Source organism: Streptomyces sp. NBC_00019 (genome assembly GCF_045041015.1).
In the GTDB taxonomy this organism is placed as follows: Bacteria; Actinomycetota; Actinomycetes; order Streptomycetales; family Streptomycetaceae; genus Streptomyces.
Genome location: NZ_CP108302.1, coordinates 2,524,158 through 2,536,056 on the forward strand (window position 1 = coordinate 2,524,158; position 11,899 = coordinate 2,536,056).

Here is an 11,899-nt window from a genome sequence, read left to right on the forward strand (position 1 = left end):
CGGATGCGGGGCCTGTCCGGCGGAACAGCCGACGGCACCGCGCTCTTCCCGCTCACTCCTCCAGGTCCGGCAGCCGCGCCGGGGCCGGGCAGACACGTTCGCCGTGCTGGTCGAAGACGAAGAGGTGGGCGAGGTCGACGAGGAGGGGGACCTGCATGCCGTGGCGGAAGTCGATGTCGGGGGTGGTGCGGACGATCAGGTCACCGGGGAGGCGGCCGTCCGGGGGTGTCACGGGGGCGCTGTCCCTCGGCTCGTCGAGGACGACCACCGGACCCGCCCGCAGCGCGCCCGCGCGCTCCTTGAGCCGGTCCAGGACGCGGGGGCCGCCCTCGCGGCGGCGGCGCCGGGTGGGGCGGGCGACGGGGCGCGGGGCCTCCAGGTCCGGCACGACGGCGGGGCTGGAGCCGGTGTTGAAGTGGACGAGGACCTCGTGCCCCTGGAACTCCACGTGCTCCACGAGACCGGTGAGCGCCATCTCGCCCGGTCGCGCGGCGGACGGCTTGGCTATCCGGACGGCCTCCGAGCGCAGGCCCACGATGACCTCCCGGCCCTGCTGGACCCGGAGCAACTGGTGGTCCATGGAGAGCGGTTCGGGCAGACGCAGAAACTGCTTGCCGAGGCTGATGGTCATCGCGCCGCCGAGCGGGGCGCGCACCATGCCGCGCAGGAGGTTGATGCGCGGGGTGCCGATGAAGGCGGCGACGAAGACGTTGCGGGGCAGCGCGTACACCGAGCGCGGGGTGCCGACCTGTTGCAGGACGCCGCCGCGCATGACGGCGACCCGGTCGCCGAGGGACATGGCCTCGGACTGGTCGTGGGTGACGTAGATCGTGGTGACGCCCAGCTCGCGGGTGAGCGCGGATATCTCGGCGCGCAGATGGTTGCGGAGTTTCGCGTCGAGGTTGGACAGCGGCTCGTCCATCAGGAACGCGGAGGGGTGGCGGGCGATGGCCCGGCCCATGGCGACGCGCTGGCGTTCGCCGCCGGAGAGCTGGGCGGGGAAGCGGTCCAGGAGCTCCTCGATGCCCAGCATGCGGGCGGTGGCGTCCACGCGGGGGCGCGGGTCGGCGCCGGGGGCCTCGAAGCGCAGCGGGAAGCCGATGTTGTCGCGGCTGGTCATGCTCGGGTACAGGGCGAAGTTCTGGAAGACCATCGCCATGTCCCGGCCGGACGGCGGCAGTTCGTTGGCGTACTCGCCGTCGAGCAGCAGCCGGCCCTCGTCGATCTCCTCGAGGCCCGCGATCATCCTGAGCACGGTGGACTTGCCGCAGCCGGAAGGCCCGAGCAGGACGAGGAATTCGCCGGGCTCGATGTCCAGTGACATCCGGTCCACCACGCGGGTGCCCCGGGTGTAGCTCTTGCTCACGTCGTGCAACGAGATGGCGCGTGTCATGGCAGGTGTCCCCGAGGGCCGGCTGAGCGCTGATGCTCGGTGGTCGGATGCCCCGCCCGAGTCGAACGGGGCTCGTGGGTCACGGAAGTTAACGGAATGTGCGCGCCGGGGGGAAGAGAATGGGCAGGATCGGACGGTGCCGTCCAGCAGGTGAGAAAACGGACGCTCGCATTCAGCGGCGGGCGCGGGCGGCTCGCGGGTCTCGACGAGGTGGGCGAAGACGACCACGTTGCCCGAGTAGCCGGTCCTGCGGTTGTAGTCGCCGCCGCAGGTGATCAGCCTCAGTTCGGGGCGGCCCCGGTTGCCGTACACCTCGCGGTTCGGGAAACGGTCCTTCTCGTACGACTTGATGGCGTCGACGGCGTAGACGGCGACCCGTCCGTCGGCGCGCGTCACCTCGACCAGGCGGCCGCGCCGCAGTTCGCCGAGGCCGGCGAAGACGGCCGGTCCGGTGTCGGTGTCGAGGTGGCCCACGGCGACGGCGGTGCCCTGCTGCCCGGGGGACGGGCCGCCCTCGTACCAGCCGACCCGGTTCGCGTCGTCGTCGGGAGGTGCGGGCAGCCGCCGTTCGCGGTCGAGCCGCAGGCTCATGACCGGGGCGTCGACATCGAGGAAGTCGATGGCGAGACGGGTCGCGCGGGAGCGCGGCAGGGAACGGGGCCGCGGTGCGGGTGACGAGGGCGGGGCGGCCTTCGGCGGGGACCGCCGCGGCACGGCGGGGCGGGACGGGGCCGGCTCCCCGGTGCGCGGCGGTGCACCCGGGCGACGCGGAGCCGGCTCCTGGCTTCGCGGCCGTGCGTCCGGACGCCGCGGGGTCGACACCCCGGTGCCCCGCGGACGCTGTTGCGCGGCCCCCCGGGCGTCGGTCCGGTCCGTGGCGGGCGCTGCCGCCGGGGAGCCGGGCCGGGCGGCCTCGACCGCCCCGCCCGACTCCTCGCCCTGGGCCCACCAGACGCCGCCCACCACCAGCGAGACGGCCATCACGGCCGTTCTCGCCAGGCGGTAGGCGCGCGTCCGGTACCAGGGCCTGCGTCGACGACTACGCGCCATGCGGGCGGCGGCGGAGCCGGAACCACACCACCCCGCCGACCGCGGCCATACCTACGGCCGCGGCGCCGGCGACCGGGGCGAACGCCTCGTCGCGCGCGATGCCGCCGCCACCCGCGGGCGGACCGCCGTTCGGCCCGCCCGGGCCACCGCCCGGACCACCGGGGCCGCCGGGCGGGGTGACGCAGTCGACCTTGAACACCTTGTGCTTGCCCGCGCCCGTCCCACCGGTGATGTTCCAGGTGAGCTTGTACTGCCCGTCGGGCAGCGTGTAGTCCAGCGTGTGTCCGGCGCCGGTCGGGAGCGCGATCTCACCGGAGAGCGTGGCACCGTTGGCGACAGGGGGCTGGGTCTCGATGTCCAGGTGATCTCCTGGCCCCGGTCGAAGTTGGCGGCGTCGATGTAGAACTTGCAGACCTTCGGCTCGTCCCGCGGGTCGCCGTACGGCGTGCGGTTCACGTTTCCGAAGGGCGCCGTGTGGATCTTGACGGTGCCGTTGTCCCCGGGCGCCAGTGGCACGGCACCCGCCGTGGCCATCCCGGACAGCGGGCCGAGCGCGACGGTGAGTGCCGCGAGCGCGGCGGTACGCGCTCCGGCTCGGCGTGCAAGAGACGTGGTGGGCATACAAAGTCCTCCGAGTCAGGTGATTGTCGTATAAATACCGCTCGCCAAGGGGAGGAACCTCGCCCTACGACCCGTCAGTCATCGCTCGTCCGGCCCAAAGCGACCCCCGGCCGGGAGGGCGCGACAGGCTCCGCGACCGGCCTGGCCGGTGAGCGCAGCGCGACACCCGAGGAGAGCAGCAACAGCACGCCCAGCATCACGAAGGGCGCCGCCACGCCTGCCACGCCCGCGACCAGGCCCGCCGTGGCGGGGGCGGCGACCTGGCCCAGGCGGTTGCCGGTCAGACGCAGCGCGAGGGCCGTGGAGCGGGCGCCGTCGGGGGCCGCCTGGACGACCGTCGTCATGGACAGCGGCTGTCCGACACCGAGGCAGAAGCCGAGTACGGCGAGCATCAGGGCGAGCGCCCACACCGGCACGGGCAGGGCGATCCCCGCGCACAGCACGGCCGCCAGCAGGCAGGTGACGGTGAGCAGGAGCGAGCGGCCCAGCAGTCGCAGCAGCGGGGTCAGCACCAGTCGGCAGGCGATCGTGGCCGCCGCGCGGAGGCTGAGCAGCAGACCGATGACGGAGGGCGCGATGCCGCGGTGTTCGCCGACCACCGGGAGGTAGGCGGTGAGGATGTCGGTCGCGGACAGCACGGCGAGGCTGACGAAGATGCCGGCGGGCACGCCCCGGGCCCGGAGGATGCGCTGGACGGGGACGCGATCACCGTGTCCCGTACGGGACTTGGCCGCCGTATCGCGCCGCTCTATGCGCCACAACGAGGTGAGCGCGACCGCGCCACCCGCCCCCGCCACGATCAGCGCGAGCGCGCTCGTGCCCGCCATGTCCGGGCCGCCGATCAGCGCGCCCGCCGCGACGGGGCCGACCAGTTGGCCGAGGGAGGCGCCGATGGTGAAGTGGCCGAAGTTGCGGTCCTGTTCGTGCGGGGCGGACTGGCGGGCGACGAGGGACTGGGCGCCGATCACGAAGCAGAGGTGGCCGAGGCCCATCACTCCGCTCCAGACGGCCATCGCCCAGAGGGAGTCCGCGATGCCGCTCAGCGCACAGCCGCCGGATATCAGGACCACGCCGACCGGCAGCAGGGGCGCGCACCGGCCGTGGTCGGTACGGCGCCCCAGGGGGACCGCGGCAAACAGCGGGAGCAGGGCGTAGACCCCCGCGATCACACCGATCGCCCTCTCGTCCGCGCCCAACGCCAGCGCCCGGTAGGAGACGGCGGGCCGTGCCATCGACACCGCCCCCTGCGCGAAGCTGAAGGCGATGACGAGGCGGAGCAGCCAGCCGCGGTTCCCACCGGGCGCCATGTTCAAGTCCTCCGTTTTCAAGCCCCCTGTTCCGGGGCCCCTGTTGCAGGTCCCCGGGTTCAAGTCCCCCGTGAACCCGGTCAGATGATGCCGAACAGGATCCCCGCCGCCAGGATGAGGAGGCAGGTCAGCGCGGCCCACTTCACCACGAACTTGGTGTGGTCGCCGAACTCGACCTTCGCCATGCCGACGAGGACGTAGACGGCCGGGACGAGCGGGCTCGACATGTGCAGCGGCTGGCCGACGAGGGAGGCGCGGGCCATCTCCAGCGGCGAGACCCCGTGCGCGGCACCGGCCTCGGCGAGGACCGGGAGGACGCCGAAGTAGAAGCCGTCGTTCGACATGAAGTAGGTGAGCGGGAGGCTCAGCAGACCGGTGACGAGGGCCATGTGCGGGCCCATGCCCTCGGGGATGACGTCGACCATCCAGCGGGCCATGTGGTCGACCATGCCCGTGCCCTGCAGGACGCCCGTGAAGACGGCGGCGGCGAAGACCATGCCGGAGACGTTCAGGACGTTGTCGGCGTGGGCGGCGAGCCGGGCCCTCTGGTCGGGAATGTGCGGGAAGTTCACGGTGAGCACGAGCGCGGCGCCGAGGATGAACAGCACCGGGATCGGCAGCCACTCCATGATCATGGAGGTGAGCAGGGTGACGGTGACCAGCGCGTTGAACCAGTAGAGCTTGGGACGCAGGGTGGCGCGGTTCGGGTCGAGGACCGTGAAGCGCTCCTCGTCGTCGTCATCCTCGGCGTCGGTGCCGGAGCCGGAGCCGGAGCCGGAGCCGCCGGTGACCTTCTCGGTGCCGGACGCGCCGGAGCCGGAACCGGCACCCACGAGAACCGTCTCGGACTCCTTCTCCTCGACCTTCTCCTCCACCAGGATCTCGCCGAGCGTCAGCACGCCCAGCCGCTTGCGCTCACGCAGACCCAGGAAGTACGAGAGGACGAAGACACCCAGCAGGCCGACGAGCAGGGCCGGGATCATCGGGACGAAGATGTCGCTGGCGTCGAGCTTGAGCGCGGTGGCGGCGCGAGCCGTCGGGCCGCCCCACGGCAGGGTGTTCATGACGCCGTTGGCCATGGCGGCCACACCGGTCATCACGACCAGGCTCATCTTCAGGCGCTTGTACAGCGGGTACATCGCCGAGACCGTGATCATGAAGGTGGTCGAGCCGTCGCCGTCGAGCGAGACGATCGCGGCGAGGATCGCCGTACCGACCACGATCCGCATCGGGTCGGCCTTGGCGAACTTCAGGATCCCCCGGACGATCGGGTCGAAGAGACCGACATCGATCATCACACCGAAGTAGACGATCGCGAACATGAGCATCGCCGCGGTGGGGGCGAGGCTGGTGACGCCGTCGATGACGTAGTCACCGAGGTGGGCGCCCTTCCCTACGAAGACGCAGAACAGTGCCGGGATCAGCACGAGCGCCGCGATCGGCGACATCTTCTTCATCATGATCAGGACCAGGAAGGTCGCGATCATGGCGAAGCCGAGGATGGTCAGCATGAGTGGATACCTAACGTTCGCCCTTGAACTCCCACCAGGGCCGGCGGTGCGATGACGTTAGGACTCTTTAAGCAGCGTTAACAAGACGTTGACGTGCGAGCAATAAGCGCAAAACTGCTGGTCACAGCTTTGCGCTGCTCACAGGGCCGCCACGGTGGCCACTTTTACGGGTACCCCGTTGAGGACGGCGTTGCCCGACAGGGGGTCGAGCAGGCTGCCGTCGAGGAGCTGGTTGACGTTGACGCCGGGGTCCACCGCGGCATGGTTCAGCCGGGTGCCGGGCCGGTTGTGACCCCAGCCGTGCGGCAGGCTCACCACGCCGGGCCGCACGCCATCGGTGACCTCGACGGGGGCGATCACCTCTCCCCCGGCCCCCTTCACGCGTACGGCCGCCCCGTCCGTCACGCCGAGCCGCTCGGCGTCCTCGGGGTGGATGTGCAGGGTGCAGCGGTTGGTGCCACCGGTGAGGGCGGGGACGTTGTGCATCCAGCTGTTGTTGGAGCGCAGATGACGGCGGCCGACGAGGACGAGCCCCTCGGGACGCTCGGCCAGTGCCTGCCGCAGCCGCGGCAGATCGTCGACGATCGGCTGTGCCAGCAGCTCGACCTTTCCGCTGCGCGTCTTCAGCGGCTGCGGCAGCCGCGACGCGAGCGGTCCGAGGTCGATGCCGTGCGGATGCGCCAGCAGCCGCTCCAGGGTCAGCCCGTCCGGTCGTACGCCGAACCCGTCGCCGTACGGGCCGAGGCGCAGCATCATGTCGAGCCGTCGCTCGGGTCCGCTGACGCCGGTGAGCTGCGCGGCGAGCTCCTTCGGGTCGCGGCCGTGCACCGGTGAGTGCGACTCCTTGACCGCCTTGCCGAGGGTCTGCCCGACGACCAGGTCGTCGACGGCCGACGGGTCGGCGCCGTGCATACCGGTCGCGGCGAGTACCAGCCGGGCCAGGATCTCGGTCTCGGCCATCCGGCCGGGCTCCAGGGGGACCGCGGGGCGGTTGTAGCGGACCTGGTTGCGCACGGCGAGGGTGTTGAAGGCGAAGTCGTGGTGCGGGCTCTGGGAGGGCGGGGGCGGCGGCAGTACGACGTCGGCGTGGCGCGAGGTCTCGTTGAGATAGGGGTCGACGCTGACCATGAAGTCGAGCGAGTCGAGCGCCTTGTCGAGCCGGTCGCCGTCGGGCACGGACAGCACCGGGTTGGAGGCCACGGCGATGAGCGCCCGGATCGGCTCGCCCTCGGGCGTGGCGGTGTCGATCTCCTCGGCGAGCGCGGAGATCGGCAGCTCGCCCTTCGCCTCGGGGTACCGGCTCACCCGGGAGTGCCAGCGGCCGAGCGCGAAGCCGTGGCTCGGTCCGGCGGGCCGGGGCGTCCGGTCGGTGGCCGCCTGCGGGAAGAGCGCGCCGCCGGGGCGGTCGAGGTTGCCGGTGAGGATGTTCAGTACGTCGACCAGCCAGCTGGCGAGGGTGCCGTGCGGGACCGTGCAGCTGCCGATGCGGGCGTAGACGGCGGCGGTGGGGGCGGCGGCGAGTTCGCGGGCCAGGGTGCGGATGGTGCCGGCGTCGATGTCACAGGCGTCGGCGACGGCTTCGGGGGTGAAGTCCTGTACTTCCGCGCGGAGTTCATCGAGCCCGAGCAGGTGCGGGGTCAACTCCCCGGTGTCCACGAGGTCTTCCTCGAAGAGCACGTACGCCATCGCCGCGAGGAGCAGCGCATCGGTACCCGGGCGGATGGCGAGGTGCCGGTCGGCGAGCTTGGCGGTGCGGGTGCGGCGGGGGTCGATGACGGTGAGGGTGCCGCCGCGGGCCTTGAGCGCCTTGAGCTTGCCGGGGAAGTCGGGGGCGGTGCAGAGACTGCCGTTGGACTCCAGGGGGTTGGCGCCGATCAGCAGCAGATGGTCGGTGTGGTCCAGGTCCGGCACGGGGATCGCGTTGGCGTCTCCGAAGAGCAGCCCGCTGGAGACGTGCTTCGGCATCTGGTCGACCGTGGAGGCGGTGAAGACACTGCGGGTGCCGAGGCCGGCGAGCAGGACCGGCGGGTAGAGGGCGCCGGCCATGGTGTGGACGTTGGGGTTGCCGAGGACGGCACCCACGGCGTTCGGCCCGTACCGCTCGACGACCGGCCGGATCCCCGCGGCCACCGCGTCGAACGCCTCCTCCCAGGTGGCCTCGCGCAGCTCACCGTCCTTGCGCACGAGCGGGGTGCGCAGCCGGTCGGGGTCACCGTCGACGGCCCCGAAGGACGCGCCCTTGGGGCAGATGAACCCCTTGCTGAAGACATCGTCCCGGTCACCGCGGGCGCCGGTGACCCGGGTCCCCTCAATGGTGAGCGTCAGGCCGCAGGTGGCCTCGCACAGGGGGCAGATACGCAGGGCGGTGCGGGACACGGGTCCTCCTGGGGCGACGGTGCCTGTTCCGGCGAGGATACCGACCGGTAGGCATGGTGGGGAGGGGGTGCGGGGGTGAGGTCGCAAAACGGCGAGGTGTCGTGCGGCCGCGGTCGGTCGAAGAGGATCACGCCGTCGCGCGTGCCGTTCAGTCCAGTACCCGTGCCAAATACGCCCGCAGCAGCTCGCGAGCCTCCTCGATGACCCGCTCATCCCCCTCCGGAGCCACCCGGAAGGCCAGGTGCACCAGGGTGTCGGCCGTTTCCACGGCGATCAGGAAGGTGCGTCGCAGATCCTCGTCCGGCTCGCGGTCGATGTATCCGGAGAGGAGGTCGGTGAGGCGGTCGGCGACGCGGTGGTTCGGTTCGGCGTGGCGGGCGCCGACCGGGATCTGGTTGCCGAAGTCGACGAGGGAGAAGCCGGGGGCGGTGCGTTTCATGGCGAGGTACTCGTCGAGGACCGCGTCCATCGCGTCCCGCCAGCCCCCGCCCGTGGCGTCTGCGAGGCGCTCGGTGACGCGGGCGGTGAACCGTTCGAGGTTGCGCTGGGCGAGGGCGTCGGCCATCTGCCGCTTGTTGCCGAAGAAGCGGTAGACGGAGCCGATGGGGACGCCTGCGCGCTGGGCGACGGCCCGGGTGCTCAGGTCGTCGTAGCCGACCTCGTCGAGCAGGTCGGCGCAGGCGTCGAGGATCCTGGTCAGCCGTTCGGCACTGCGCCGCTGCACGGGCGCTCGGCGTAGCGATGTCGCGTGGGGCACGGACTTCATGATGCCTTTCCGCCGCGGTCCGGTGAACCTCGCCCCCCTGTACGAAGATGGTTGGCCGGTGCACTCAGTGCGGACGGTCCTGCGGTGGCCTCGGCACCCGACGCCGTGATGTCGGCCGCGCTCTCGACGGGGTCGCCGTCGACGACCCATACGGTGCCGTCGTCGGCGTAGAGCCGTGCGGTGACGGTGTGCGTGCCGCGCGGCACCAGGTCGCCGGGTATCTGGCAGTCGGGGGTGCGCAGCCGGGAGACGAGGGTGCCGTCCACGAAGAGGTACACCAGGCCGCGGCCTTTGACCGCCTTCGGCTTCGTACCGGACGGGGAGAAGCGGAAGTTCTGCACGGTCAGGTGCACGTCCCAGCTGTCGTCGCTGTCCGGCTGCACCTCGATGTCCACCTCGGGCGCGTTCTGGTCCTCCACCTCCCGGTAGTGGCGCCCGTCCTCGTCGGTGTCGTCCAGCACCTTGCCCACCGGCGAGGGCGACACCGCGCTGTTCTCCCGTTCCCGCGCATGATCGGAACCGCAGCTCGCGGTTCCGGCCCACAGGAGGACACAGACCGCGAGCGCGACCGGCAGCGTCCGCGTCCACGACATGCCCGGGAGACTAGAACAACGTTCCGAAAGCCGAATCCCCCTGGAGTCTGGTTCTCCTCCTCCCTGATGAGGAGGCCCGCCCGACGAAAGCACCCCCACGGCCCCCTTGCGCCCACGAAACCGCAATCCTACGGTGATACATAGGAATCAGAGTCGCAAGGGAGCGATCATGAGCGGGGAAGCGCGGAAGACCGCGGAAGGGCTGACCTACCTCTCCGGTTTCGGCAACGAGCACAGCTCGGAAGCCGTCCCCGGGGCACTGCCCGAGGGTCGCAACGCACCACAGCGCGCACCCCTCGGCCTCTACGCGGAGCAGCTCAGCGGCACGGCGTTCACCGAGCCCCGGGCTCACAACCGCCGCTCCTGGCTGTACCGGATCCGCCCCTCGGCCGCGCATCCGGCGTTCACGCACACCCACAATGGCTGGATCCGCTCGGCCCCCTTCACGGAGTCCGTGCCCGACCCGAACCGGCTGCGCTGGAACCCCCTGCCGGAGCCGAGGGAGGGGACCGACTTCCTGGCCGGCCTGTGGACCCTGGGCGGCAACGGCGACACGACCCAGCGCACCGGCATGGCCGTGCACGTCTACCACGCCACCGACTCCATGGACCGCGTCTTCAGCGACGCCGACGGCGAGCTGCTGATCGTCCCCGAACAGGGCGGCCTGCTGCTGCGCACGGAGTTCGGCCTGCTGCACGCCGAGCCCGGGCATGTGGCCCTGATCCCGCGCGGGGTGCGCTTCCGCGTGGAGCTCCTCGACGCCTCCGCCCGCGGCTACGTCTGCGAGAACTACGGCGCCCCCTTCCAGCTCCCCGACCTCGGCCCGATCGGCGCCAACGGCCTCGCCAACGTCCGTGACTTCAAAGCCCCCGTGGCGGCCTACGAGGATGTCGACGGCCCGGTCGAGGTGGTCAACAAGTTCTGCGGCAACCTCTGGACGGCTCTCTACGACCACTCCCCGCTCGACGTGGTCGCCTGGCACGGCAACCATGTGCCGTACGTCTACGACCTGCGCCGCTTCAACGTCATCGGGTCGATCTCCTACGACCATCCCGACCCGTCGATCTTCACGGTGCTGACGTCCCCGTCGGACACCCCGGGGCTGGCCGGCGTGGACTTCGTCGTGTTCGCGCCGCGCTGGCTGGTCGGCGAGGACACGTTCCGGCCGCCGTACTTCCACCGGAACGTGATGAGCGAGTACATGGGCCTGATCGAGGGCGCCTACGACGCGAAGGCCGAGGGCTTCGTGCCCGGTGGCGGCTCGCTGCACAACATGATGTCGGCGCACGGACCGGACCGGGAGACGTTCGACCGGGCGAGCGCGGCAGACCTCAAGCCCCAGAAGGTCGACGACGGGCTTGCGTTCATGTTCGAGACGCGCTGGCCGGTGACGCTGACCGCGCACGCGGCCCAGGCGGATCATCTGCAACGGCACTACGACGACGTGTGGCAGGGGCTGGAACGCCACTTCCGCCCGTTGCACTGATCGTCGGCGACCGGTACGGATAGCCCCGTGACCTCCTTCGCCCCGGACTCGATCGTCCTGAACCGCAAGCTGCCGCTCTGGTACCAGGTCTCGCAGTCCCTGCGTGCCTCGATACTCGGCCGCTCGCCCCAGGATCCGCTGCGGCTGCCCACCGAGGAGCAGTTGGCGGGCCATTACGGGGTGAGCGTGCTGACCATGCGGCAGGCACTGAAGGAGCTGGAGGACGAGGGGCTGATCACCCGCCATCGCAGGCGCGGCACGTTCATCGAGCCGAACGCGCTGCGAGGCGCCCCGGTCCGGCTGCTCGGCTCGGTGGACGCGATCGTGGCCCAGCAGTCGGGCATGGCCACAGAACTGCTCGACCACGGCAAGGGTCCCGTTCCGGCCGAACTCGCCGAGTACTTCACGGACCTGGACGAGGTGGCGACGTACCACCGCCTGCGCGGCGACGAGAAGACGGGCGAGCCGACCAACCACGCCCGCAACTGGATCCGCCCCGAACTCGGCGCGCGCATCGACCTGCACGACCTGGTCCGCTGGCCGATGACCAAGGTGCTGCGGGATGCCGTCGGGGCGGACATCAGCCGCATCACGGACACGGTGGAGGCGCGCCTCGCGGACCCGGAGACGGCTCGGCTGCTCCAAGTGCCGCTGCTGAGCCCGATCCTGCACTACACGGGTGTGACCTACGACGGGGAGGGACGGGTGCTGGACGTGGCGGTGATCCACTACCGGGGCGACCGCTTCTCCTTCACGGTGACCCTGGAAGCCAACTGACCCGTGTGTCATCGCCAAG

Annotated in this window: 9 protein-coding genes and 1 pseudogene; 2 read left to right on the forward strand and 8 right to left on the reverse strand. The window is 71.2% G+C overall.

Annotated features, from left to right (window positions below; all coding sequences use genetic code 11):
* Positions 1-52: 52 nt before the first annotated feature.
* The 8 genes and pseudogenes from OHU89_RS12125 to OHU89_RS12160 all read right to left on the reverse strand — a co-directional run bounded on the left by OHU89_RS12125 (position 53) and on the right by OHU89_RS12160 (position 9,617).
* Complete coding sequence (locus OHU89_RS12125; RefSeq protein ID WP_405654447.1) at positions 53-1,393, reverse strand: ABC transporter ATP-binding protein; 1,341 nt, start codon at positions 1,391-1,393, stop codon at positions 53-55.
* Between the two features lie 216 nt (positions 1,394-1,609).
* Positions 1,610-2,443, reverse strand: a pseudogene (locus tag OHU89_RS12130) (class F sortase); the annotation flags it as partial.
* A complete protein-coding gene (locus OHU89_RS12135) occupies positions 2,433-2,642 on the reverse strand; it encodes a hypothetical protein (protein ID WP_405642298.1) in 210 nt (69 codons plus the stop codon). The gene OHU89_RS12135 and the pseudogene OHU89_RS12130, both read right to left, overlap by 11 nt.
* A gap of 496 nt (positions 2,643-3,138) precedes the next feature.
* Entirely contained in the window at positions 3,139-4,371 is a 1,233-nt protein-coding gene (locus OHU89_RS12140; protein ID WP_405642300.1) for an MFS transporter, read from the reverse strand.
* 80 nt (positions 4,372-4,451) lie between these two features.
* Positions 4,452-5,882, reverse strand: coding sequence for a CitMHS family transporter (locus tag OHU89_RS12145; protein WP_405642302.1), 1,431 nt, complete (start codon positions 5,880-5,882; stop codon positions 4,452-4,454).
* A 138-nt stretch (positions 5,883-6,020) separates the two neighbouring features.
* The gene (locus OHU89_RS12150) at positions 6,021-8,258 is read right to left on the reverse strand and encodes a molybdopterin oxidoreductase family protein (protein ID WP_405642304.1); all 2,238 of its coding nucleotides are present in this window, start codon (positions 8,256-8,258) and stop codon (positions 6,021-6,023) included.
* Positions 8,259-8,406: 148 nt separating this feature from the next.
* Complete coding sequence (locus OHU89_RS12155; protein WP_405642306.1) at positions 8,407-9,024, reverse strand: TetR family transcriptional regulator; 618 nt, start codon at positions 9,022-9,024, stop codon at positions 8,407-8,409.
* Positions 9,021-9,617 (reverse strand): hypothetical protein, encoded by a 597-nt coding sequence (locus OHU89_RS12160; protein ID WP_405642308.1) that lies wholly within the window; start codon positions 9,615-9,617, stop codon positions 9,021-9,023. The genes OHU89_RS12155 and OHU89_RS12160 overlap by 4 nt, the downstream gene beginning before the upstream one ends.
* Before the next feature lie 169 nt (positions 9,618-9,786).
* Here OHU89_RS12160 and hmgA point away from each other — a divergent pair, with 169 nt between their 5' ends.
* On the forward strand, positions 9,787-11,103 hold the full coding sequence (hmgA, locus tag OHU89_RS12165) for a homogentisate 1,2-dioxygenase (protein WP_405642310.1): 1,317 nt from the start codon (positions 9,787-9,789) through the stop codon (positions 11,101-11,103).
* A 27-nt stretch (positions 11,104-11,130) separates the two neighbouring features.
* Entirely contained in the window at positions 11,131-11,880 is a 750-nt protein-coding gene (locus tag OHU89_RS12170) for a GntR family transcriptional regulator (RefSeq protein WP_365406471.1), read from the forward strand.
* The last annotated feature ends 19 nt before the right edge of the window (positions 11,881-11,899 follow it).

Coding starts and splice junctions, on each gene's coding strand:
- OHU89_RS12140 (WP_405642300.1), bottom strand. CDS start 4,371: ATGGCGCCCGGTGGGAACCGCGGCTGGCTGCTCCGCCTCGTCATCGCC.
- OHU89_RS12160 (WP_405642308.1), bottom strand. CDS start 9,617: ATGTCGTGGACGCGGACGCTGCCGGTCGCGCTCGCGGTCTGTGTCCTC.
- OHU89_RS12145 (WP_405642302.1), bottom strand. CDS start 5,882: ATGCTGACCATCCTCGGCTTCGCCATGATCGCGACCTTCCTGGTCCTG.
- OHU89_RS12155 (WP_405642306.1), bottom strand. CDS start 9,024: ATGAAGTCCGTGCCCCACGCGACATCGCTACGCCGAGCGCCCGTGCAG.
- OHU89_RS12125 (WP_405654447.1), bottom strand. CDS start 1,393: ATGACACGCGCCATCTCGTTGCACGACGTGAGCAAGAGCTACACCCGG.
- hmgA (WP_405642310.1), top strand. CDS start 9,787: ATGAGCGGGGAAGCGCGGAAGACCGCGGAAGGGCTGACCTACCTCTCC.